The sequence below is a fragment of the Afifella sp. YEN Y35 genome, assembly GCF_047553465.1.
Classification (GTDB): domain Bacteria; phylum Pseudomonadota; class Alphaproteobacteria; order Rhizobiales; family Afifellaceae; genus Afifella; species Afifella aestuarii.
This window is the reverse complement of record NZ_CP180203.1, coordinates 3,329,153-3,352,280: the sequence shown is the minus strand read 5'-3', so window position 1 is coordinate 3,352,280 and position 23,128 is coordinate 3,329,153. Positions and strand designations below refer to the sequence as shown.

Below are 23,128 nucleotides of genomic sequence, written 5' to 3'. Positions count from 1 at the left end.
ACAATGCTCGATGCACTGCGCAACTTCCTGACTTTCAAGGGCGAAGAACAACAACGCCCGTTCACCGACGACGATCAGCGACTGGCCTTTGCCGCATTGCTCGTCCATTGCGTCGCCGTCGATGGCGCTGCCGGCGAAGATGAGCGCGCACGCATGCGCGAAATTCTCAAGGCGGATTACGGTCTGAGCGGGGACGATCTGGAGCGTCTGATCGCCGAGGCCGAGCGCGTCGACGCCGAAGCGATCGACCTTTACCGCTTCACCAGCGTGTTGAAACGGCAGATGACCATCGAAGAGCGCATCCGCGCGGTGGAAAGGCTCTGGGAAGTCATCTATGTTGACGGCGAAGTGCATGAATTCGAAGACAATCTCGTCTGGCGCGTCGCCGAGCTTCTGGGCGTCGATCGCAATGCGCGCATCGGCCTGAAGCACGCCGTGGCTGAGCGTCACGCCCAGAGCGAGCGCGAATGACACGATGAGTGATGCAACAATCCATTATCTGAGGCGTCAGCTCTCGGAAGACGCCGCCAGACGGCCTGTGCTTGTCATCCTGCACCAGGAAACATCGAGCCCCGGAAAGCTCGGCCAGATGCTGCAGGCGAAGGGCTACCCCCTCGATATCCGTCGGCCGCGCTTCGGCGATCCGCTGCCTGAGACGATGGCCGATCACAGCGGCGCTGTCATCTTCGGCGGCCCGATGAGCGCCAACGACACCGACGATTTCGTCAAGCGCGAGATCGACTGGATCAATGTCCCTCTCAAGGAACAAGCCCCCTTCCTCGGCATCTGCCTTGGCGCCCAGATGCTGGTGAAGACATTGGGAGGCGAGGTCAAAAGCCATTGCGAAGGCTGTGCGGAGATCGGGTTTTATCGCCTGGACGCAACGCCCGAAGGAGCCGCGATGATGGACTGGCCGAGCCATGTCTATCAATGGCACCGGGAAGGCTTCGACCTTCCGACAGGCGCGACGCTGCTGGCCCGTGGAGAGCTCTTTCAAAACCAGGCGTTCTCAATCGGTCCGGCCGCTTTCGGCGTGCAATTCCACTCCGAGCTCACCTATGCGATGGCCTGCCGCTGGACCGTGCGCGGCGCCGAGCGCATGAATCTGCCGGGCGCGCGGCCGAGGCCCGACCATATGGCCAAATGGTTCCGCTACGATCCGCCCGTGCGCCAGTGGCTCGACGGCTTTTTGGACAGCTGGATTGCGCGCGACGGACGTGCGCGGAGCGCTCAGGCTGGAGAGGCCGGCGCATCGACCGCGGCAAAGAGCGTCTCCTCCAGCCAGTCGAGGATCGCTTCAAGCTGAGCCGCCTTTGGCCCCTCCGGCGGTTTCGGTCGGCGGACCAGCACGACCGGCAGGCCCAAAAGGCGTGCCGCCTCGATCTTGGCGCTTGCGCGGCCACCTGAATCTTTCGACACGATCCATTCGATCCCGTGTTCCTTGAAGAGCGCAATCTCGGCCTGCGGATCGTTGGGCGGGCGACCCAAAATGACCTCGCCGCGCGGAAACTCCTCTCCGGCCACTGGCGGTTCGATCATGCGCATCAGGCACCACAGATCCTGGCGCGCCGCAAAGGCCCGGATTTCGCGACGTCCCGCGGCGAGAAAGACCCGTGCCCCCTGCGGAATCGAGGCCGCGGCCTCCGCCATATCGACAACCTCGATGAAATGGTCCTCCGGCCGGCGTTCGAAACCAGGGCGCACGAGTTTGATGCGCGGCACCTGCGCCATTTCGGCTGCCTCTTTGGCGTGCTGCGCGATGCGTGCGGCAAAAGGATGCGTCGCATCGACGAGTGCGTCATAACCGCCCTCTCGCAGAGCCTGGGCGAGCCCATCAGGCCCGCCAAAGCCACCGCGGCGGACATTGCCGGCCACCGCCTGAGGCAGACGCGTCAGCCCGGCAAGCGAGGTGACGGTGTCGAGACGGGCGTCTCCCGCAAGCCGCGCCGCCAGTTCTCCGGCCTCCGCCGTGCCGCCGAGGATCATCACCTTGGCCATGAGCTCTCCATTCATTCCCGCGTGTGCCGATAGACCGAAACGCGCCGCCAGATTGTGCTGTGATCAAAACGCCTTGAATGCAGCACAGGCAAGCCCGCGAAGGCACTTGTCTTGCCGTTTTCCTCCTGCAAAAAGAGCGACATGGACGCTCTGCCCCCCTCCCCCCTCTTTGCGGACCTGCCCCAGTTCGAACCCGGCCATGTCTGGCTCGTCGGCGCCGGTCCGGGCGACCCCGGTCTGATGACGTTGCACGCTGCCAACGCCCTCGCCCAGACCGATCATGTCATCTACGATGCGCTCGTCGATCCGTCCGTGCTGAAATACGCGCGGAACGGCGCCGTCATCGAATATGCCGGCAAACGCGGCGGCAAGCCCTCGGCCAAACAGCGCGATATCTCGCTGCATCTCGTCGAGCTGGCGCGCGCAGGCAAGCGCGTCTGCCGTCTGAAAGGCGGCGATCCCTTGATCTTCGGGCGCGGAGGCGAAGAAGCCCTGACGCTCGTTGCCCACAACATCCCCTTCCGCATCGTGCCGGGCGTGACGGCCGGCGTCGGTGGGCTCGCCTATGCGGGCTTTCCCTCCACGCACCGCGACATCAACCATGTCGTGACCTTCCTCACCGGCCATGATCAGACGGGCCTCACCCCCTCCTCGATCGACTGGCAAGCCCTCGCCAAGGCCTCGCCGGTGATCGTCATGTATATGGCGATCAAGCACCTGGCCGGCATCGCCGATGCGCTGATGGCGGCAGGTCGCGGTCCCGACGAGGCTGTGGCGATCGTCTCCGAAGCCACGACATCACGCCAGCGCGTTCTGGAAACGGTGCTTGGCCGCGCGGCGGAGGATTGCGCGGCTGCCAAGATGGAGCCCCCCGCCCTCGTCGTTCTCGGCGAAGTGGTGAAACTGCGCAAAGGCCTCGACTGGCTCGGGGCTCTGCAAGGCCGTAAGCTCGATCCGGACCCCCTCGGCACGGGACTCGATCTCTACGCCAAGGAGGCCGGTGGCACCGCATGAAGAGCGGGCCGAAGGCATTTCTTATCGCCGGAGGCTCCAGCCATTCCGGCAAGACTGTTCTGACGGCAGGCCTCATCCGCGCCCTGATCCGGCGCGGGCTCAAGGTGAAGGCTGCCAAGTGCGGACCCGATTACATCGACCCGCGCTTTCTGGAAGCGGCCTCGGACGCGCCGGCGATCAATCTCGATCCCTTCGCCATGCGGCCGGAACGGCTTCGCGCACTTGCCGCCCGTCAGGCGCAAGGCGCGGACCTTCTCGTCGTCGAAGGCGTGATGGGGCTTTACGACGGCGGTGCGAACGGTCTTGGTTCGACCGCAAGCCTCGCCGCGCACCTCGCGCTTCCGACCTTCCTCGTCGTCGCAGCCAACGGCATGTCGCAATCGACGGCGGCCGTGGCGGAGGGCTTCGCGCGGCTTGCCGACGGTTTTTCGCTTGCAGGCGCGATCGTCAACCGCGCCGGTTCCGAGCGCCACCAGGGTCTTATCCAGGAAGGCTTTGCGCGTGCATCCGTGCCGCTGATCGGAATCGTGCCGCGCGATGAGCGACTGGCATTGCCGTCACGACATCTGGGGCTCGTCCAGGCGGAGGAGCATCAGACGCTCGATGCCGTCATTGAGGCATCGGCAGCACTGATCGAGAAACATGTCGATCTCGATGCCGTCCTCCAGGCCGCCGAACCGCTCGGCGACAGCCACGAGAACGCCGCGACCCTTCCCCCTCTCGCCCAAAAAATCGCCCTCGCGGACGACGTTGCCTTCCGCTTCGCCTATCCCCATTGGCTCGCCGATTGGCGCGCCGCTGGCGTCGAGATCACCACCTTTTCGCCGCTCGCCGACGAGGCGCCGGCAGACGATGCGGGTGCGATCTTTCTGCCTGGGGGCTATCCCGAGCTCTATGCGGGAAAGCTCGCCACGGCCGCGACCTTCAAGCGTTCCATGCGCGACGCGGCGTCGAAAGGCCGGCTCGTCTATGGCGAGTGCGGGGGATTCATGACGCTCGGCGACGGTTTGATCGACGCCGAAGGCAGACGGCACGAGATGCTTGGGCTTCTACCGCTCGTGACGAGTTTCGCCGCGCGGCGTCTCCATCTCGGCTACCGCCGGCTGACGCCGCTTGCCGACAGGCCCTTCGCAGGGCCTCTCGGCGGACATGAGTTCCACTACGCCAGCATCGTGAGCGAAGGCCCGGCGGAGCGCCTCTTCGACAGCCGGGATGCTGCCGATACGCCGCTTGGCGAGGTTGGCCTCTGCCGCGGCAGCGTATCGGGCTCCTTCCTGCATGTGATCGACCGCGCCGCGTAAGGCGTGGGGCCTCAAGCTTCGCGCGTGGCGGCGCGCAGGATGTGGGAATGCGACGCGTCGTAAAGCGCACTGTCGCGGAATTCGTCCGCATCGAGCGCCCGGCCGATGAAGATGAGCGCGGTGCGGGTGAGCTTCTTCTCGCGCACTTTCTCACGCACATTGGCGAGATCGGTGCGGATGAAATCCTCATCCGGCCAGCCGACGCGATACGCGACGATGACGGGGCAATCCCCACCGACGACCGGCGTGAGATCACGCTCGATGGCGAGAAGATTGCGCACCGAAAGATGCACCGCCAAAGTCGCACCGGTCTTGGCGAAGGCGACGAGGTTCTCCCCCTCCGGCATCTTCGACGATTGCATGGCGGTCCGCGTGATGACGACCGACTGGCTCACCTCGGGAATGGTGAGCTCCTGGCCGAGAGCGGCCGCAGCGGCCGCAAAGGCGGGAACCCCCGGCGTCACATCATAGGCGATGCCGAGCTCTTTCAGCCGCCGGATCTGTTCGGCGATGGCCCCGTAAAGCGAGGGGTCGCCGGAATGAACGCGGGCGACGTCCTGGCCCTTGCGGCAAGCCTCTTCCATCACGGCGAGGATTTCGTCGAGCGCCATCGGCGCCGTATCGCGCACGAGCGCATCCTTCGGCGCGGCCGCCACGACCGCTTCCGGAACGAGAGAGCCCGCATAAAGACAGACCGGGCAGCTTTCGATGAGCTTCAGCCCGCGCACGGTGATGAGGTCAGGTGCGCCCGGCCCCGCACCGATGAAATGCACCTTGCCGGTGGGATTGTTGTCGAGACTGGTCACGCTGTCGTCTCCTTTTCGGGGGCCTGAACTTTGCGGTGGTAGTCGCGCGGCGTGAAAAGGAATTCGCGTCCGCCTGCTGTGAAGGTTCGGCTCGTCGACGATCCGACGACGACGAGGCTCATCATGTCGACGTCGTCGACGGACAATTCGCCAAGGGTGGTGAAGTGCAAGCGCTCGCCCTCCCGCCCGAGAAGACGGGCAATCACCACCGGCGTCTCCGCCGGACGATGGGCGAGAAAGATCTCGCGGGAATCGGCAAGCTGATGCCGCCGGCGCTGCGACACCGGATTGTAGAAGGCGACGACGAAATCGCCCTGAGCCGCTGCCTCGACACGCGAGCGGATGGTCGCCCACGGCGTCAGAAGATCGGACAGCGAGATGAGGCAAAAATCGTGGCCCATCGGCGCACCGAGGCGCGAGGCCGCAGCCTGGAAGGCTGAAATGCCCGGCGCCACGACGAGCTCGACACGCTTCACCGCAGACGCGGGATCGGCGCCTTCCAAGACCTCGCAAACGAGCGTGGCCATCGCATAGATGCCCGGATCGCCGGAGCAGATGAGCGCCACCGAGCGGCCTTCGGCCGCGAGTTCGAGCGCCTTTTGGCAACGGTCCCGCTCTTCGCCGAGCGGCGAATCGATGCGGACCTTATCGGTGATATGAGGGCCGATGAGGTCAAGATAGTAGGAATAGCCGATGACCGTATCGGCACCGGCGATGAGCGCGTCCGCCTGTGGCGTCCGCCATTCCGCGTTACCCGGCCCGATACCGACGACCGCGAGCTTGCCGCGGGCGCGCCCGACAGACGCCATCTCGATCGGCGATGGTGCCTCGGCGATGGCGCAGGTGGCACGCGCGCTCTTCTTCTTGGCGACCACGAGAAGCCCCTCGGGGCCGACGGCGGCGAGGGCTGCCGCTTCGGCGACCCCATGCGTGCCGACTTCGCGGAAGACCGCCTCCGAAGGATTGTCGAGGCGCGGTGTTTCTTCCTCGAGGCGCGCAGCGGTGAAGAAGCGCGCCGGCACGCCGAGCGTCTTGGCGGTTTCCAGGATCGCCGTCTCGTCGGCCTTCAGATCGAGCGAGACGATGCAGGCGACCGAATGCAGAGAGAGCCCGGCTTCTGAGAGCGTTTCCTGGACGAGGGTCATCACCTCTTCCGTGTCGGCGCCTCGCTCGCAGCCGACCCCGATCGCAAGCGCCTTCGGGTGATAGACGAGCGTCTGCGCATCGCCCTTGCGATCTTCGGTCGTGGCGACGAGCTTCACGGAGCTGTCGGCTCCGCGCGGCAGGGCACTTTCCTCGATCCAAGGTAGATCGCCTTCAAGCTCCACCGTCGCACCAGCGAGAAACGCCGACATCACATCCTTGGCGTCTTCCGGATTGGCGAGCGCAAAGCCGTGCGGGGGCTCGTCGAGCGCGATGCCGAAGCGGGTATCGCCGGCCGTGGTGATGGCGGCGAAGCCCGAGAGTTTGGCCGCGATCTGCCGCGCCAGACCGTTGGCGCCGTGGTGGCCGCCGAGAAGCGGCACCACGGTGCGACCATCCTCGGAAAGAGCGAGGACGGCGGGCTCGCTGCGCTTATCGGAGAGAAGCGGGGAAAGGACGCGCACCAGGATACCGGCCGCACAGATACCGACGATCGGCCGACCGGCCTGGAACAGCATCCGGCAATGCGCCCCCGTATCCTCGAAGACACAATTGGCGGGAGCAGCACCGCTTTCCACGGCCTTCTTCAGGGCATGGACGTCGCCCCCGATCGCTTCCCGCAACCTGTTCGCGGTCACAAGGCCCCGTTCGGTCAAAGCGAGAAAGACGGGCGTCATCGTTCAACCTTCGCAATCAGGATCATCGAGAAATATGGCGCCTCGTCGGCTTCGAGCTCGGCAAGCGGCACCACTTTTTGCTGCGGCAGGCTCGCATGCGAGACGTAGACGGCTTCGTCGAGCCGCCCGAGATCGGCGATGAGCTCCTTGAGCTGCGGCAGATGACGGCCGACTTTCAGGATCGCCGCCGCTTCGCTTTCACCGAGGCGCGCCTTGAGGATCGCCGGGTCGAGCGTCGCCGGAAAGACATTGAGCGTGCCCGTGCGCCGTGTCAGGGGCCGGCCCGCGGCCGCCGCAACGGCGGTGAGCGAAGAAACGCCCGGCACGATCTCGCAGCCGAAGCGCGGGCACAGCCGGTCGTGCAGATACATGAAGGTGCCGTAGAAGAACGGATCGCCTTCGCACAGCACAATCACGTCCTGACCGTCTTCGAGCTCGGCCGCGATCTCTTCCGCGGCGCGGTCATAAGGCTCGCTCGGGACATGTCCGGCGCGCATCGCAATGCGGATGACGATCTCGCGTGCATCGCCTGCAATGTGCTTTGCCGCGATCGCTCGTGCAAAGCTCTCGCCGGGATCGGGGGCGGGATAGGCGATCACCTCGGCGCTTTCGATGATGCGCGCCGCCTTCAAGGTGATGAGCTCCGGATCTCCGGGCCCGACACCAATGCCATAAAGTTTGCCACTCATTCCGGGAGCAGACCTCCGTCATCCATTCTGGTTTCGCCAACGCTCCCCTTAACCCACGCCCATTGCGTGACGGGCATCGCAGGTCGCCAGCCGTGATACGGGCCGATCGCCTCCGCATGCGAGACCGCAAGGCGTGTAAGCTCACCCCCTGAGCTTTGATGCTCGGCGAGAAGGACGGCTTCGCTTTCAAGCGTCACCGCATGCACGACGAGCCGGCCGCCGGGCTTCAAGGCCCGGCGCGCCAGTGCAAGTGTTTCCGGCCGCACGCCACCGCCCACGAAGACGGCATCGGGCGCAGGCCAGTCCGCGAGCGCCTCCGGCGCCTCGCCCTCGCGAATGTCGAGCTCCGGCACGCCGAGTTCCAAGGCGTTCTTCGCCGCCATGGCCCGTCGCTCCAGCCGCGGCTCGAGCGCGATCGCACGCGCATGATGCGCCGCACACATGAACTCGATGGCGACCGATCCGGCACCCGCGCCGATATCCCAGAGAAGAGCGCCAGGGAACGGGGCAAGCCGCGCGATCGCGGCCGCGCGCACTTCCCGCTTCGTCATCTTGCCGTCGTGTGTGAACGCATCATCCGGCAATCCGCCGGAGCGCGGCATGAAGCGGGCGCCAGGCCCGGCGATGCATTCGACCGCAAGCGTGTGGAAATCGGCGGTCTCCGCCGACCAGTCACGCGCCCGACCTTTGATGCCGGTTTCTTTCGGTCCGCCCATATGGGCAAGCGCGACCATGCGGCTGTCGCCGAAACCGCGCGCCGTCAGATAGGCGGCAACGGCAGCCGGCGTCGTGCCGTCATGCGAGAGAATGAGGAGCTTCGCACCGGGATAGACAGACAGCGCCAGCCGACCGATCGGCCGGCCATGCAGCGTCACCATCTCGACGCGCTCCAACGGCCAGGCGAGCCTTGAGGCCGCGAGCGCGAAAGCCGACAGACCCGGGATGATGAGCATCTCTTCGGGCGGGATGGAGCGGGCAAGCGTCGCGCCGATCCCGAAATGCATCGGATCACCGCTCGCAAGCACCACGACCCGCCGCCCGCGATACTCAGTCAGACGACTCACGAGTTCACTTAAAGGGCTGGGCCAGGCGAGTTTTTCCCGCTCGTCCTCGGGCAGCATGGCAAGATGGCGCTCGCCGCCGATGAGGATTTCGGCGTCGTCGACCAGCCGCTGAGCGGCGGCGGAAAGACCAGAAAGACCGTCCTCACCGATGCCGATGACGAAAAGCCAGGGTTTCATGCTGCCTCCTCACCGATCATGAGCGCGTTGAGCGCCGCAGCTGCCATCGCCGATCCGCCACGCCGACCCCTGAGCGCCACGAAAGGCAAGCCGAGACGGTTGGCGATCAGCGCCTCTTTGGATTCCGCCGCACCGACGAAACCGACCGGGAAACCGATGACGAAGGCCGGGCAGAAAGCGGGGTCTTCGGCAAGTTCCAAAAGGTGGAAGAGAGCCGTCGGCGCGTTGCCGATGACCGCGATGGCACCCGAAAGCCGTTCGCCAAGAGCCGAAAAGCCCGCGGCTGTCCGGGTCGTTTGAAGCTCGCCGGCAAGCCGCGCCGCATCGGGCTGCGCAACCGCCGCTTCGATGGGGTTGCCGGCGGGCAGATGCCGCCGGGCAATTCCCGCAGCGACCATGGCCACATCGCAAAGGATCGGTGCACCGGCCAGAAGAGCGGCACGCCCCGCGGCACCCGCCCCCTCCGACCATGCGAGATCGGCGACAAGATCGGGCATCCCACCGGAATGCACGACGCGTTTGGCGAGCGGCCTGAGGTCGACAGGGACCCCAGACAACTCGCATTCCGCTTCGATGATCGCAAAGGAGCGGCGGGTGATTTCGGCGCCGTCGCGCAGATAGTCCATGTTCGCTCAGTGCCGCTTCATCGAACGCGGGCCGAGCGGGTGATCGGCATGCGGATACGGATGATGATGGTGGTCATGGCCATGACCATGGTCGTGATCGTGGCTGTGCCCGTGATGCGGATGATCATGGTCGTGGGAATGTCCGTGGTCATGATCATGCCCCTGGCCGTGATGGTGATGCCCATGGTCGTGGTCATGCCCGTGCGTGTGCGGCTCGTCCTGACAGCGGCCGTTGCAGCTGCCGTCGTCGTTGCACAGATCGCAGGCGGCGCCAACGCCTTCCACATGATGGTGGTGGCTTTCCTGCGGCAGGCCGATTTCCGCCTCAAAGCCCAGGATCTGCTCCCGGTATTTGCACATCTGACAGTTCATCAGATTGGCGCCATTCAGGATCTCATTGACCCGGTCGGCCATGGTCGCGATCACCTGCGGGTGATCGTTGAGATAGCCCGCCTTGAGGAATTCGATCTCCGGATGGCGCTCGGCCACAGCGTCCGTCGCCATGTAGATGCGGCTCACCAGAACGCCGGTGAAGAGGAAGTACGGGAAGACGATGATGCGCCGGTAGCCGAGCTTGGCCGCATGTTCGAGGCCCGGCTCGACGAGCGGGAACGTGACGCCCGAATAGGCCGTCTCCGCCCAGCCGAAGCCGAAGCCTTCCCACAGCATGCGGGTGATCTTGCAGACGTTGGAATTGGCGTCGGGATCGGAGGCGCCCCGGCCGACGACGACGAGTAGCGTCTCATGCAGCGGCACATCGGAGGGCGAAGCGGCGAGCGCCTCTGAGATGCGGTCGGAGGCAGCGCGGATCATGCGCGGATCGATACCGAGATCGCGGCCATAATCGATCGGAACGCCGCGCTCGGCCTGATAGGTATTGAGGACGGAGGGAATGTCGTTCTTGGCGTGACCAGCGGCAAACAGCATGCCGGGAACGGCGAGGATGCGCGTGCAACCGAGATCCACCAGCTTATCGAGGCCGGTGCGCAGAACCGGTTCGGCGAATTCCAGGTAACCGTATTCGACCGGCCATTGCGGGAAGAGCTTGCGCGCTTCCGTTGCAAGACGGGCGAATTCGTCGACCGCCGCTTTGTTGCGGCTGCCATGGCCGCAAATCATCAATCCGAGTTTTTCCGACACGCGTTCAATCCTCCGATTTTCGGGTGGCGAGGCGACCGCGCATGCGCGCAAAAGCAGGGAGGAAGCAGGACTGCGTCACGGCGGGCCTTCACAAAAACGAACGGATGACCCGCCCACAGCGGAGCTGTGGCGCTGGACGGCCCCGGTTTTGGCTCCCGGTAGGGGTCAGCCGCGCCCGAGATCGTTTTCAGCCCTTCGACGGGCAACCATCCCTGAACCGGCTCTAGAGAGCGAAGGAAGGCGCGTCAATCACGGAAGCCATTTGGCCGCTTGCCAGCCGAAAAGTGGACTGCTCTTTTCGACGGAAATAGCTGAAGATAAAAGTGAAATGCTCAAGCTCTCTGCCAATCTCGGATTTTTATGGACAGACCGGCCGCTGGAGGAGCGAATCGTCGCAGCAAAAAAGTCAGGCTTCGACGCGGTTGAGTTTCAGTTCCCTTATGACGCGTCACGCGAACCGCTGAAACAAGCGCTTCACGAAACCGGCCTGCCGCTTCTCGGCCTCAATACGCGAACCGGTAAGGACGGCGAATTCGGGCTTTCCGCGCTCCCCGGGCGGGAGAAGGAAGCCCTCGCCGCGATCGATGAGGCGATCGAATGGGCCGTCGATCTCGGCGGCACCTCCGTGCATGTGATGGCCGGCATTGCCGACGACGAGACGCCTGTCCGCCGGTGCAAGGAAGCTTTTGTGAACGCCCTCTCCTATGCCGCAGGTCGGGCGGAACAGCACGGCCTGACCATCCTGATCGAGCCGATCAACGCGCGCGACGTGCCCGGCTACTTCCTGTCATCGAGCGCGGAGGCGGCACGCATCATCGACATGGTGGCGGCCGACAATCTGAAGCTCCAGTTCGACTGCTATCACGCCCAGATCATGGAAGGCGATCTCACCCGCCGCGTCGCGGCGCTGATGCCGAAGATCGGCCACATCCAGATCGCCGGCGTGCCGGGACGCAACGAGCCCGATGAGGGCGAGATCGCCTATTCCTGGCTTTTGCCGGAGATCGAGCGTCTCGGCTATCGGGGCGCCATTGGCGCCGAATACCGCCCCCGCACGACGGTGGAGGCGGGCCTTTCCTGGATGAGGACTTACCGCGACAGCGCCCGATAGCGCTCCACGAGGCCGGCGGTGGAGGAATCGAGACCGTCCGTTGTCGCTCCGTCGCGGATGACCGGCAGGAGGTTGGAGGCGAGCGCTTTGCCGAGCTCCACGCCCCACTGATCGAAGGAATTGATGTCCCAGATCGCGCCCATCACGAAGACCCGGTGCTCGTAAAGCGCAATCAGCATGCCGAGCGTGTGCGGATCGAGACGCTTGTAGATGAGCGTGTTCGACGGCCGGTTGCCCGGAAACACCTTGTGCGGGGCGAGCCGGTCGATTTCCGCCGGCGCCATCTTCTGGGATGAAAGCTCCGCGCGCACCTCGTCCTCGGTGCGGCCGAAGGCCAGCGCCTGCGCCTGCGCCAGGCAATTGGCGAGGAGCTTGGCATGATGGTCGCCCATCGCTTCGTTGGGTTCCGCCGCAATCAGGAAATCGACGGGCACGACCTCGGTCCCCTGGTGGATGAGCTGGAAGAAGGCGTGCTGACCGTTGGTGCCGGGCTCGCCCCAGACGACCGGCCCAGTCTGGTAATCGACCGCCTTGCCTTCGCGCGTCACCCGCTTGCCGTTCGATTCCATATCGAGCTGCTGCAGATGCGCGGCGAAACGGCCGAGCCGCTGGTCATAGGGGATCACCGCCTGGGTCGGATAGGCGCAGACATTGCGGTGGTAGATCCCGATGAGCCCCATGATGACGGGGAGGTTCTCGGCGAGCGGCGCCGTGCGGAAATGCTCGTCCATCTGCCGCGCCCCGGCGAGAAAGCGCTTGAAGTTCTTGAAGCCGATCGAGATCGCCAGCGGCAGCCCGATCGCCGACCAGACCGAATAGCGCCCGCCGACCCAGTCCCAGAAGCCGAAGACGCGCTCTTCATCGATGCCGAATTCGCCGACCTTCTTGAGGTTGGTGGACAGGGCGGCGAAATGCGCCGAAACCGCCTCCTCGCCAAGCCGCTCCACGATCCAATCGCGCGCCGAGGCGGCGTTGGTCATCGTCTCGAGCGTCGTGAACGTCTTCGACGCGATCAGAAAGAGCGTACGCTCCGGATCGAGTTCGGCGAGCGTGTCGTGGATATGCGCCCCGTCGACATTGGAGACGAAATGCACGCGCGGCCCTCCATTGCGGAAGGGCGTGAGGGCCGCCACCGCCATCGCGGGACCAAGATCGGAACCGCCAATGCCGATATTGACGACATCGGTGAAGGCCTTTCCGTTCGCACCCGTAATCTTGCCCGAGCGCACCCCTTCGGCGAATTCGCCCACACGCTCCAGAACGTCATGCACGCCGAGCATGACATCGACGCCATTCACCTCGACGGCAGCCGATTCCGGCGCCCGCAGGGCGGTGTGCAGCACGGCCCGCTTTTCGGTGAGGTTGATGGCCTCGCCGGTGAACATGGCATGCCGCAGAGCCTCCACTTCCGCAGCCTGGGCGAGCGCGATCAGAAGATCGAAGGTCTCCGCGGTGATGCGGTTCTTCGAATAATCGAGCGTGAGATCACCAAGGCTCGCCGAAAAGCGCTCAAACCGGCCCGGATCCTCCTGGAAAAGCTCGCGCAGATGGCGCGCGGCAAGACTGCTTTCATGCGCCTTCAGGGCATCAAGCGCTGTCCGGGCGGCAGGCTTCATCGTGTCATTCCTCCTGGGGGATCTTTCGTGGGGATCTTCAAAAGCGGCGAGAATTCATGGCTTGCGCAGATTGACGGCCTCTCGGGCGAGGGTTTCGATCTTCGCCCAATCGCCGGCGGCAATCGCCTCCTTCGGCGCGAGCCAGGAACCGCCCACGCAGGCGACATTGGGAAGCGCGAGATAATCGCCGGCATTGCCGGGATTGATGCCGCCCGTCGGGCAGAAACGGATCTCTCCAAGCGGCGAGACGAGGGATTTGAGGTAGGCGGCGCCGCCGGCCGCCTCGGCGGGGAAGAACTTCTGGTGATGGTAGCCGGCTTCCACCAGTGCCATCGCCTCCGACGGCGTCGCAGAACCCGGAAGGCCCGGCAGCACGCAATGACGCGCCGCTTCCAGAAGCTGCGGGCTCATGCCGGGCGACACCCAAAAACGCGCGCCGGACCGTTCCGCACGCTTCAGATGGTCGGGGGCGAGAACGGTGCCGACACCGACCGCGACCTCTTCGACCTCCTCCACGATACGCCGCACGGCCTCGAAAGCGGCTTCAGTCCTGAGCGTAATCTCGATCGTGGAAATACCGCCGGCGTGAAGAGCGCGCGCGAGCGGCACGGCAACCTCCGCATCGTCCAGAATGAGAACGGGAACGACGGGCTGTGCGCCGAGAAGGCTTTCGAGTTCTTCGGTCTTGTGATGCATCGTCTCTGGTCTTCTTTCCTGAATTCGCCCAGCCCCCCGCGGGCGTGACACCCACGATCTTCGCCTATCTAGGACTTCCTCCAAGAAGGCGAGCGCGACCTCTGCGCACGCCCCCTCTTTTGCGCGTCAAGCGGCCTCGGTGAGGGCGGCAGGTCGGATGACACCTGCCCCCTCTTCGGCATCGCCCGCCATGGTGCGGAAGGCGGCGAAGAGTTCGCGCCCCATGCCGAACTGGTTGCCGGAGAGATCGCCCGTCTCGGCCTCCCGCGCCGCCCATTCCGCCTCGTCGACAAGGGCCGAGAGTGTGCCGGCCGTCGCATCGACACGGACGACATCACCGGTTCTGAGCTTTGCGATCGGACCGCCAGAGACGGCCTCCGGTGTGACATGGATGGCGGCAGGCACCTTGCCGGAAGCGCCGGACATGCGCCCATCGGTGACGAGGGCCACTTTGAAACCCCGGTCCTGCAGCACACCGAGTTGCGGCGTAAGCTTATGCAGCTCCGGCATGCCATTCGCCTTCGGCCCCTGGAAGCGCACGACAGCAACGAAATCGCGATCGAGCTCACCCGCCTTGAAGGCCGCAAGGAGATCCTCCTGCGAATGAAACACGATCGCAGGCGCCTCGACGATATGCCGCTCCGGCTTGACGGCGGAAACCTTGATCACGGCGCGGCCGAGATTGCCGGTGAGAAGCTTCAAGCCGCCCGTCGCCTGGAAGGGATTGGCAGCGGAGCGCAAAACATTCTCGTCGTGGCTCGTCTCGGGCGCCTCGCGCCAGGTGGCCTCGCCCCCGGCGTCGAGCACCGCCTGGCGGCGATATTGCGAAAGGCCACCGCCGGCGACCGTGCGCACATCCTCGTGCAGAAAGCCTTCATCGAGGAGCGTGCCGATCAGATAGCCCATGCCTCCGGCCGCGTGGAAATGGTTCACGTCGGCAAGACCGTTCGGATAGATGCGCGTGACGAGCGGAACGACCTCCGAAAGCGCGGCGAAATCCTCCCAATTGACCACGATTCCGGCGGCCTGTGCGATCGCCACGAGATGCAGCGTGTGATTGGTCGATCCGCCGGTCGCGTGCAGGCCGACGATGCCGTTGACGATCGCCTTCTCGTCGATGATCTCGCCGACCGGGGTGTAGTCGTTGCCGAGCGCGGTGATGGCGAGCGCCCGCTTCGCTGCCGCACGCGTCAGCGCGTCCCGCAGCGGCGTGTTCGGATTGACGAAGGAGGCTCCGGGCAGATGCAGGCCCATGATCTCCATCAGCATCTGGTTGGAGTTGGCCGTGCCGTAGAAGGTGCAGGTGCCGGGTCCATGGTAGGATTTCGATTCCGACTCCAGGAGCTCCGCGCGCCCGATCTTGCCTTCGGCGTAGAGCTGGCGGATGCGTGCCTTTTCGTCGTTGGGAAGACCCGACGGCATCGGCCCTGCCGGCACGAAAACCGCCGGCAGATGCCCGAAGGACAGCGCCGCGATCGTCAAGCCGGGAACGATCTTGTCGCAAATGCCGAGAAAGACGGCGGCATCGAACATGTTGTGCGACAGCGCGATCCCGGCCGCCATGGCGATGACGTCGCGCGAGAAGAGCGACAGATCCATGCCCGTCTGTCCCTGAGTGACGCCATCGCACATCGCCGGCACGCCGCCCGCGACCTGTGCCACACCGCCCGCCTCGTGCGCCGCCTTGCGGATCACGTCGGGAAAACGCTCGTAAGGCTGATGCGCCGAGAGCATGTCGTTGTAGGCCGTGACGATCGCAAGATTGGGCGTCGTATCGCCCGCGAGGGCTGCCTTGTCGGATGCAGCGCAGGCGGCGAAGCCATGGGCGAGGTTGCCGCACGACAGGGTCTGACGGCGCGGACCCGCATCGCGGGCTTTGTGGATGCGATCGAGATACGCCTGACGCGTTAGGGCCGAGCGCGCCGCGACGCGTTCCGTCACGGCTGCGATTTCGGAGCGAACTGACATAAGAACTCCTTCGCCTTACGGCGCATAGAAGATTTCGGTGGGGACCCGGTCCTGTCTCAAGATAGCGCGGATCGGCATCTCTTCGATGTCGCCGTCAAGACGCGCTTTGTCGAGGACGGCGCGTTTCTCCTCGCCTTCGATATGCAGGATCAAGGTCTTGACGCTGAGAAGCCGGGGCAGAGTGAAGGTGATGCGCGGCTCTCCGGCCGCCTCTGCACGCATCGGCAGGAGCGGCAGATCCTGTGCCGGATCGATGGCCGCGGCGAGATTGTCCCCGCCCGGGAACCAGGAGGCGGTGTGGCCGTCCGATCCCATGCCCATGACGACGACGTCGAAGGTTTCCGGCAATGCCTCGGTCGCAAGCGTCGCCGCACCCACGCCATCCTCCGGCGTGTCTGCTCCCGTATAAAGCGGAATGAAGCGGGCGGCTTTGGCCGGGCCTTTGCCGAAATGCTCGGCCACGAGCCGTGCGTTGGACCGCTCGTGCTCCACTGGCACCCAGCGTTCATCGACGAGCGTAACGAGGACTTTCTCCCAAGCGAGCGGACGCTGCGACAGGACCTCGAAAAAGAGCTTGGGCGTGGAGCCGCCGGAGAGTGCCAGGCTCGCCACGCCGTTCTTGGCAATACCTGCGGCAAGGGTGCGCTCCGTGAGGTCGGCAAGACTTTCGGCGAGTGCGTCCCGGTCCTCGAAATTGTGCCAGTTATGCACCATCAATCGGTATCCTCATGCCAGGTGCGGCCGTCACGCTCGATAAGGGCGATGGCAGCCGACGGTCCCCAGGTGCCCGCCGTGTAGGGCACGGGCGGACTGCCGTCCTCGTCCCAGGCATTATGGATCGGATCGGTCCACGCCCAGGCGGCCTCCACCTCATCGCGGCGCATGAACAGCGTCTGGTTGCCGCGAATGACGTCCAGGAGCAGCCGCTCATACGCATCGGGATAACGCTCCTGGAAGGATTCCGCGAAGCTCATATCGAGCGGCACGTAATTGAGACGCATGCCGCCCGGACCCGGATCCTTGATCATGATCCACTGCTTCACGCCTTCGTCCGGCTGCAGGCGCAGGACGAGCCGGTTCTGCGAAATGACGCCAGAATCCTTGGGAAAGATGGAGTGTGGGATTGCCCGGAAGGTGATGACGATCTCCGAGACCCGGTCGGCGAGCCGCTTGCCGGTCCTCAGATAGAAGGGCACGCCGGCCCAACGCCAGTTGGCGACCTCGACCTTCAATGCCGCAAAAGTCTCGGTGCGGCTGCGCTTGTCTCCGATCTCCTCCGCATAGGAGGGAACCGCGCCGCCTTCTGCAGCACCGGCGCGGTATTGGCCGCGCACCGTCAGGCGGTCGTAATTCGTGGCATCGATCGGCTTCAGCGCTCGGAGAACCTTGAGCTTCTCGTCACGGAGCGAATTGGCATCGAACGAATCGGGCGGCTCCATCGCGACGAGGCACAGAAGCTGGATCATATGGTTCTGCACCATGTCGCGGAGCGCGCCGGACGTGTCGTAATAATCGCCGCGCGAGCCGACCCCGATCGATTCGGCCACCGTGATCTGCACATGATCGATATGGGCAGAGTTCCACAGAGGCTCGAAAAGCGTGTTGGCGAAGCGCAGAGCCATCAGGTTCTGCACCGTCTCCTTGCCGAGATAATGATCGATGCGGAAGACCTGGCTCTCGTGAAAGGCCTGAGCGACGGCATCGTTGACCTTGACCGCAGAGGCGAGATCGCGCCCGACCGGCTTTTCGATAACGACCCGCGAATTGGGAGTCACCAGCCCGTGCTGGGCGAAGCGCTGACACAGATCGTCAAAGAGGTTCGGAGCGACCGCGAGATAGAAGGCGCGCACACGCTCTTTGTCGCGATCGAGCTCATCGCGCAGCGCGTCCCAGCCCTCGTCCGACAAGGCATCGAGCGAGCGGTATGAGAGCATTCCGAGAAAAGCGTCGAGCGTTTCGCGCGAGCGCTCGCCTTCCGGTACGAACTCCGTCAGCGCCTCTTCCGTCATGGCGCGATAATCATCGTCGCTCATCTTGCGGCGGGAGGCGGCGATGATCCGCCCTTCGGCGGGAATCTGGCCATCACGCATGCGGTGATAGAGGGCAGGAAGGAGTTTGCGGCGGGCGAGATCGCCCGTTCCTCCGAAGACGATATAATCGAAGGGCTCGACCGGGATGACGCGGTAGGTCATGAAGACAGCCTGCAGAGAAGAAAGAAGCGACAACTTGTCCCAGCGTTCCGCCACATTCCCCAGTCTCGGTCAAGGGAGCCCCTCTGGTGCGGGCATGATAAGTGGCACGAACTCCGGATCTCCCGGTGCACGTATCGCGGCCAAGAGCGTGAGCAAGACCTTTGCCGACGGCCTCAGCACACTGGAAGCCGTGTCTCTCGAGGTCGAGCCCGGGGAATTCGTCGCGCTTCTCGGCCCGTCCGGCTGCGGCAAGACCACGTTTTTGCGGGTTGCGGCGGGCCTGGAGCCGTTGAGCGAGGGCCGCATCACTGTCGAGCGTGCTGCATCCGATCGGCCCGCCGAGATCGGCTACGTCTTTCAGACGCCGACCTTGATGCCCTGGGCAAGTGTCCTTGCGAATGTCCGCCTGCCGCTCACCTTGCGCAAACAGCCGCGAAAATCGGCCGACGCAGATGCGAAAGCCGCGCTGGCGAATGTCGGCCTCGCCGATTTTGCCGAGGCATTGCCGCGCCAGCTCTCCGGCGGCATGGCGATGCGCGCCTCGCTCGCACGCGCGCTGGTGACGAAGCCGAACCTTCTTCTTCTCGACGAACCGTTTGCGGCGCTCGACGAGATGACCCGTTTTCGCCTCGGCGACGAGCTCATGGCGCTGCAGGCAGAGCAGCAGTTCACCGTGCTTTTCGTCACGCATTCCCTGTATGAGGCGGCGTTTCTGGCGGACCGCATCGCCGTCTTCTCGCCGAGACCAGGCCGCATCATCGGTGAGGTGAAAAACACCGCAGCGCGCCCACGCCGGCCGGATTACCGGACCAGCCAGCCTTTTCAGGAGCTGGTGGAAGAGCTCCGCCGGCTCCTCTCCGGCAACGCGGAGCCTTCATCTTCGCCACAGAACATGTCGTAGATGACGTCGATGAGCCGTCGGGCTCGCCCGGAGGCGAGGCTGTAAAAGATCGTCTTTCCCTCGCGGCGGGTCGCCACCAGCCCTTCCAGGCGCAGACGCGCAAGCTGTTGCGACACCGTCGGTTGGCGCAGCGCCAGGAGCGTTTCCAGCTCCGTCACCGATTTTTCGCCGTCGGCCAGATGACACAAGATCATCAGACGGCTCTCATGCGACAGCGCCTTCAGGAAGGCGCTCGCCGCGGCCGCCTTTTCGGCAAGGCTCGGCAGTTCGGGCTCGTCGGTCTCTGTCAGCGTTCTTGCAAGAGGCATTGGGGTCCTGGCCAGCTCTCGTCAGCGATGAGGTCGCGCGCTATGGTCGCTTCGCCCGCGACATCGCAGCGCGGTACCATAACGTTCTCTTGAATCTCTTTTTATCGCCATCCGAGCCATATGTAGAGGAACTTCAAACTTTGCCCAAGCGCTGAATGCGCAGGGCGCAACCTTCGCATCCCAGAGGACAGACCGTGCTCGACATCACCTGGGTCGGCGCCTTTATCGGCGGCCTCTTATCTTTCGTCTCGCCTTGCGTTCTTCCGATCGTTCCGGCCTCGCTGTGCTTTATCGCCGGCGTGTCTCTTGATGAGCTTTCAGGTCAGGGGGACGTTCCTTCCGGCCTGACGCGCAAGGTCTTCACCGCCGCCCTGGCCTTCGTGCTGGGCTTCACGACGGTCTTCGTGCTGTTGGGCATGACGGCCTCCGGCATCGGCCGGCTCCTGGCGGAATACAAGGACTGGCTGGCGATCGTGGCAGGCGTCGTGATCATCGGCTTCGGCCTGCATTTTCTGGGGCTTCTCCGCTTCGGTTTCCTCTATCGCGAGGCGCGTTTCCAGGTGCGGGAGAAGCCACCGGGGCTCTTCGGCGCCTATCTGATCGGCCTCGCCTTCGCCTTTGGCTGGACGCCCTGCGTCGGCCCGGCTCTCGGCACCATCCTCGCCCTTGCCGGACGCGAGGGCTCCGCCCCCGAAGGGGCGCTCCTTCTCTTCATCTATGGCATGGGTATGGGCTTGCCGTTCCTGATTGCGGCGCTCTTCGCCGGCCCCTTCTTGCGCTGGGCCTCCGGCTTCCGCCGCCACATGGCGACGGTGGAAAAGGCGATGGGCGGTCTCCTCGTCCTGACCGGCATTCTCTTCCTGACCGGAGATATGGCGAGCCTGTCTTATTGGCTCCTGGAGACCTTCCCTTCCTTGCAGACGATCGGCTGAGGTCGCCTCCAGCCCCCTGACGGCGTCAGCCGTCAGGCCTCCTCTCGCGGAATGAGCGCCCCGCGCACCATGATGACGCGACGCGCCAGGGCCTGTCCCCGTACAACGGCAACTTGGGGTTCGGTCCCCTGCAGGCGGGCGGCGAGATAGGCCGCATTGAAGCTGTCGCCCGCCGCCGTCGTATCGACGGGAACGACCTTGTCGCCGATCGGAACCTCGACCTCACCACCGTCATGGCGCACGAGCACGCCCGCGTCGCCACGCTTCAGGACGATTTCCTCTGCCCCGAAATCCTGTAGGGCGGCCATGACGTCATCATCGGTATCGAGCTCCCACAACAGCCTTTCATCGTCGCACGACGGCAGAAGCAGCGTGGCAAGCGGCAGGAAGCGGCGGAAGACGGACCGAGCCCGCTCGATATCGCCTGCCCACAAGGCCGGACGATAATTGCTGTCGAAAGCGATTTTCGTCCCCGCCTGCCGCGCGCGTTTGAGCGCCGCTTCAAAACGTTCGAGCCCCGCGTCGGAATAGATGCCGAGCGTGATCCCGGAGAAATAGATCCATTCCGCCGCCTCCATTGCCGCTTCGATCCGCGAACTCTCCCCGAGCTCGAAGAGCTGACGGGCCGGCGCGTTCTGCCGCCAATAGAAGAACCGCCGCTCACCGGCCGAATCAGTTTCGATCGCGTAAAGGCCCGGAAGCCGCTCCGGCACACGCAGGACGGCATCTACGGAAAGACCTTCCACCTGAGCGAGAGAGACGATCGCCCCGCTGAACGGGTCATCCCCGCCAAGGGCCGTCGCATAGCCCGTTTTGACCCCCTCGCGTGCGAGATAAACGGCCGTATTGAAGGTATCGCCACCATATTGGATGGCGTAGGAACCCAAGCTAGTTTTGAATAGCTCGATCATGCACTCGCCGATCGACAGCACCCGCACACCCATTTCGATCCTCTCCTCCCCTCCGGCTCCTCATTTGGCGCCGTTCCCAGAGCTTCCTAAAATCGTTGTGGAATACCAAAGGATTGTCTGACAAGCCCGCCCCCGACTCCCTCGGCCCCTCTCCGGCGCAACCAGCGTCTCCCCGATACCGCCGCGCTCTCGCCTCCAGCCTTGGGCCGTTCAAGCGCGAGCGCTTCCCCTATCGCAAATTCATCACCGCGCTCGCTCTCGGTGGCGCGGGGGGCTCGCTGTTTTACTATTTCAGCCTGCCTCTCGCCTGGATGCTCGGGCCGATGACCTTCTGCACCATCGGTGCGCTTTTGAAGGCGCCGATCGCAGCACCCTCCATCGTGCGCCCTCCGATGATCATCATCATCGGCGTTCTGCTGGGATCTGGTTTCCGGCCGGATTTGATGGGACATCTGGCCGACTGGATCCCGACACTTCTCGGACTCGTCCTGTTCGTCGCCGTCTCTGCGGTCTTGTGCATCACCTATTTTCGTGTGGTGGCAGGCTTCGACTGGGTGACGGCCTATTTCTCCGGCATGCCGGGAGGTCTCGTCGTCATGACGGTGCTCGGAGAAGAGCGCGGCGGTGACGGCGGCATGATCGCGCTCGTCCATGCCGCGCGCATCCTTCTCGTCGTCATGACGCTGCCGTTCCTGGTCGAATGGCTTTCCGGCGAGACGATCACGAGCGGGACGGGCAGCGCCGGAGCCGGGACACCCTTCATCGAGGGAGCCTTCTGGTTCCTCGTCTCGGCCGTCTTGGGCGTCATCATCGGGCGCCTGTTTCGCTTTCCCTCGCCCGAGATGATCGGACCGATGACGGTCAGCGCCGCCATTCATCTCTCCGGCGTCACGCATTTCGTCCCGCCCTATGGGCTGGTGATCGCCGCACAGCTCGTTCTCGGCACGGTCATCGGCTGCCGCTTCCGCTCGACGCCGGCGGCAACAGTGCTGAAGGTGATGCTTCTGTCACTGGGCTCGACCGTCATCCTGCTCACCGTGACCTACGGCTTTGCCTACACGATCGGGCACTTTACGCGTTTCGACGCGCTCGCCTTGATGCTCGCTTATTCGCCCGGCGGCTTGACGGAGATGAGCCTCGTCGCGCTTTCGCTGCAGGTGGAAGTCGCCTTTGTGGCGACGCATCACATCGCCCGGATCCTGATCGTGCTCATCACGTCAAACGCCGCCTTCGGCCTCATCTCGCGGCTCCGCAAGCGCAAGACCTGAGCGTTGGCTCAGCGCGACGAGGCTTCGCGGATCGCCGGGCGCCGCGCCCAGGAACGCCCGGCTACGGCCGCCTCCGCGCCCTGACCGGGCTGGTAGAAGAGATCGACGCCAGGCAGCGCCCCGCGCTCTAGGGCGGCAATCGTTGGCTTGTTGCGCACCAGAAAACTGTCGAATCCACAGCGCAGCATCAGCGGGATCTGATCGATGAGGACGTCGCCGACGGCGCGGATCTCCCCGGAGAATCCATGACGGGAGCGCAAGATCTCGGCCTTCGAAAACGAGCGTCCATCGGTGAAGGCCGGGAAATCGAGCGCCACGAGCTCGAGGCCTGCCAGATGGGGCACGAGGAGATCGACCGGTTCACCGGCGCTCAGAAGCGCGCCCATCGGAGTGAGGCGCGCCTCCGCCACCACCTCGCCCAGGCGGGCGGCCGGCAGGATGACTTTGTCGTCTGCCGCGATAGCCTCGTCGTCCTGGAGGAGGCGCCATTCGTCGACGGCAAAACCGTCCTTGCGCCAGAGACGCGTCTCATCACTCATGGTTCATTCCCTGAGGGCCAATTCTTGAGATTGTCCGGCGAACCACCGGTC

At 64.6% G+C, this 23,128-nt stretch carries 23 protein-coding genes; 8 read left to right on the top strand and 15 right to left on the bottom strand.

What is annotated here, in order from left to right; all coding sequences use genetic code 11:
• The first annotated feature begins 3 nt into the window (after positions 1–3).
• Together ACK8CP_RS15905 and ACK8CP_RS15900 are read left to right on the top strand one after the other, a co-directional pair.
• Positions 4–471: a TerB family tellurite resistance protein gene (locus tag ACK8CP_RS15905; protein ID WP_128290552.1), complete on the top strand. Its 468-nt coding sequence runs from the start codon at positions 4–6 to the stop codon at positions 469–471.
• A gap of 4 nt (positions 472–475) precedes the next feature.
• Positions 476–1,306: a glutamine amidotransferase gene (locus ACK8CP_RS15900; protein WP_414832468.1), complete on the top strand. Its 831-nt coding sequence runs from the start codon at positions 476–478 to the stop codon at positions 1,304–1,306.
• On the opposite strand, the gene ACK8CP_RS15895 is transcribed toward ACK8CP_RS15900, so the two are convergent.
• Positions 1,231–1,998, bottom strand: a complete 768-nt coding sequence (locus ACK8CP_RS15895; RefSeq protein ID WP_414832467.1) for a cobalt-precorrin-6A reductase — start codon at positions 1,996–1,998, stop codon at positions 1,231–1,233. The genes ACK8CP_RS15900 and ACK8CP_RS15895 overlap by 76 nt on opposite strands.
• Before the next feature lie 141 nt (positions 1,999–2,139).
• Between ACK8CP_RS15895 and cobA the strand changes: the two genes are divergently transcribed.
• Together cobA and ACK8CP_RS15885 are read left to right on the top strand one after the other, a co-directional pair.
• Complete coding sequence (gene cobA, locus ACK8CP_RS15890) at positions 2,140–3,012, top strand: uroporphyrinogen-III C-methyltransferase (RefSeq protein ID WP_414832466.1); 873 nt, start codon at positions 2,140–2,142, stop codon at positions 3,010–3,012.
• A complete protein-coding gene (locus tag ACK8CP_RS15885) occupies positions 3,009–4,313 on the top strand; it encodes a cobyrinate a,c-diamide synthase (RefSeq protein ID WP_414832465.1) in 1,305 nt (434 codons plus the stop codon). The genes cobA and ACK8CP_RS15885 overlap by 4 nt, the downstream gene beginning before the upstream one ends.
• A gap of 11 nt (positions 4,314–4,324) precedes the next feature.
• On the opposite strand, the gene cobM is transcribed toward ACK8CP_RS15885, so the two are convergent.
• From cobM to ACK8CP_RS15855, 6 genes are read right to left on the bottom strand one after another with little or no spacing between them, the layout of a single operon-like run.
• Complete coding sequence (gene cobM / locus ACK8CP_RS15880; RefSeq protein ID WP_414832464.1) at positions 4,325–5,119, bottom strand: precorrin-4 C(11)-methyltransferase; 795 nt, start codon at positions 5,117–5,119, stop codon at positions 4,325–4,327.
• Positions 5,116–6,939 (bottom strand): precorrin-3B C(17)-methyltransferase, encoded by a 1,824-nt coding sequence (gene cobJ, locus ACK8CP_RS15875; RefSeq protein WP_414832463.1) that lies wholly within the window; start codon positions 6,937–6,939, stop codon positions 5,116–5,118. Before cobJ ends, cobM begins: the two co-directional genes overlap by 4 nt.
• A complete protein-coding gene (cobI, locus tag ACK8CP_RS15870) occupies positions 6,936–7,628 on the bottom strand; it encodes a precorrin-2 C(20)-methyltransferase (RefSeq protein ID WP_414832462.1) in 693 nt (230 codons plus the stop codon). The genes cobJ and cobI overlap by 4 nt, the downstream gene beginning before the upstream one ends.
• Positions 7,625–8,869 (bottom strand): precorrin-6y C5,15-methyltransferase (decarboxylating) subunit CbiE, encoded by a 1,245-nt coding sequence (gene cbiE / locus ACK8CP_RS15865; RefSeq protein ID WP_414832461.1) that lies wholly within the window; start codon positions 8,867–8,869, stop codon positions 7,625–7,627. The genes cobI and cbiE overlap by 4 nt, the downstream gene beginning before the upstream one ends.
• Entirely contained in the window at positions 8,866–9,495 is a 630-nt protein-coding gene (locus ACK8CP_RS15860) for a precorrin-8X methylmutase (RefSeq protein WP_414832460.1), read from the bottom strand. The genes cbiE and ACK8CP_RS15860 overlap by 4 nt, the downstream gene beginning before the upstream one ends.
• Before the next feature lie 6 nt (positions 9,496–9,501).
• The gene (locus ACK8CP_RS15855; protein WP_414834284.1) at positions 9,502–10,614 is read right to left on the bottom strand and encodes a sirohydrochlorin chelatase; all 1,113 of its coding nucleotides are present in this window, start codon (positions 10,612–10,614) and stop codon (positions 9,502–9,504) included.
• 349 nt (positions 10,615–10,963) lie between these two features.
• Here ACK8CP_RS15855 and ACK8CP_RS15850 point away from each other — a divergent pair, with 349 nt between their 5' ends.
• Positions 10,964–11,746 carry a hydroxypyruvate isomerase family protein gene (locus ACK8CP_RS15850; RefSeq protein ID WP_414832459.1) on the top strand — a complete coding sequence of 261 codons (783 nt, stop codon included), beginning with the start codon at positions 10,964–10,966 and terminating at the stop codon, positions 11,744–11,746.
• On the opposite strand, the gene pgi is transcribed toward ACK8CP_RS15850, so the two are convergent.
• The 5 genes from pgi to zwf all read right to left on the bottom strand — a co-directional run bounded on the left by pgi (position 11,725) and on the right by zwf (position 18,218).
• Positions 11,725–13,362: a glucose-6-phosphate isomerase gene (pgi, locus tag ACK8CP_RS15845; protein WP_414832458.1), complete on the bottom strand. Its 1,638-nt coding sequence runs from the start codon at positions 13,360–13,362 to the stop codon at positions 11,725–11,727. The genes ACK8CP_RS15850 and pgi overlap by 22 nt on opposite strands.
• A 54-nt stretch (positions 13,363–13,416) precedes the next feature.
• Positions 13,417–14,058, bottom strand: coding sequence for a bifunctional 4-hydroxy-2-oxoglutarate aldolase/2-dehydro-3-deoxy-phosphogluconate aldolase (gene eda, locus ACK8CP_RS15840; RefSeq protein WP_414832457.1), 642 nt, complete (start codon positions 14,056–14,058; stop codon positions 13,417–13,419).
• A gap of 126 nt (positions 14,059–14,184) precedes the next feature.
• A complete protein-coding gene (edd, locus tag ACK8CP_RS15835; protein WP_414832456.1) occupies positions 14,185–16,026 on the bottom strand; it encodes a phosphogluconate dehydratase in 1,842 nt (613 codons plus the stop codon).
• Between the two features lie 15 nt (positions 16,027–16,041).
• A complete protein-coding gene (gene pgl / locus ACK8CP_RS15830) occupies positions 16,042–16,740 on the bottom strand; it encodes a 6-phosphogluconolactonase (RefSeq protein ID WP_414832455.1) in 699 nt (232 codons plus the stop codon).
• Positions 16,740–18,218 carry a glucose-6-phosphate dehydrogenase gene (zwf, locus tag ACK8CP_RS15825; RefSeq protein ID WP_414834283.1) on the bottom strand — a complete coding sequence of 493 codons (1,479 nt, stop codon included), beginning with the start codon at positions 18,216–18,218 and terminating at the stop codon, positions 16,740–16,742. Before zwf ends, pgl begins: the two co-directional genes overlap by 1 nt.
• Positions 18,219–18,366: 148 nt before the next feature.
• Here zwf and ACK8CP_RS15820 point away from each other — a divergent pair, with 148 nt between their 5' ends.
• Entirely contained in the window at positions 18,367–19,119 is a 753-nt protein-coding gene (locus tag ACK8CP_RS15820; protein WP_234630114.1) for an ABC transporter ATP-binding protein, read from the top strand.
• Here ACK8CP_RS15820 and ACK8CP_RS15815 read toward each other — a convergent pair.
• Complete coding sequence (locus ACK8CP_RS15815) at positions 19,041–19,427, bottom strand: ArsR/SmtB family transcription factor (protein WP_234630113.1); 387 nt, start codon at positions 19,425–19,427, stop codon at positions 19,041–19,043. The two genes, ACK8CP_RS15820 and ACK8CP_RS15815, sit on opposite strands and share 79 nt — an antisense overlap.
• Positions 19,428–19,621: 194 nt before the next feature.
• On the opposite strand from ACK8CP_RS15815, the gene ACK8CP_RS15810 reads away from it, so the two are divergent.
• Complete coding sequence (locus ACK8CP_RS15810) at positions 19,622–20,359, top strand: cytochrome c biogenesis CcdA family protein (protein WP_234630112.1); 738 nt, start codon at positions 19,622–19,624, stop codon at positions 20,357–20,359.
• A 32-nt stretch (positions 20,360–20,391) separates the two neighbouring features.
• Here ACK8CP_RS15810 and ACK8CP_RS15805 read toward each other — a convergent pair whose 3' ends face one another.
• A complete protein-coding gene (locus ACK8CP_RS15805) occupies positions 20,392–21,303 on the bottom strand; it encodes a sugar kinase (protein ID WP_414832454.1) in 912 nt (303 codons plus the stop codon).
• Between the two features lie 80 nt (positions 21,304–21,383).
• Between ACK8CP_RS15805 and ACK8CP_RS15800 the strand changes: the two genes are divergently transcribed.
• Positions 21,384–22,538 (top strand): AbrB family transcriptional regulator, encoded by a 1,155-nt coding sequence (locus ACK8CP_RS15800; RefSeq protein ID WP_234630110.1) that lies wholly within the window; start codon positions 21,384–21,386, stop codon positions 22,536–22,538.
• An 8-nt stretch (positions 22,539–22,546) separates the two neighbouring features.
• Here the strand turns inward: ACK8CP_RS15800 and ACK8CP_RS15795 are convergent, their stop codons facing one another.
• A complete protein-coding gene (locus ACK8CP_RS15795; protein WP_414832453.1) occupies positions 22,547–23,077 on the bottom strand; it encodes a DUF934 domain-containing protein in 531 nt (176 codons plus the stop codon).
• Between the last annotated feature and the right edge of the window lie 51 nt (positions 23,078–23,128).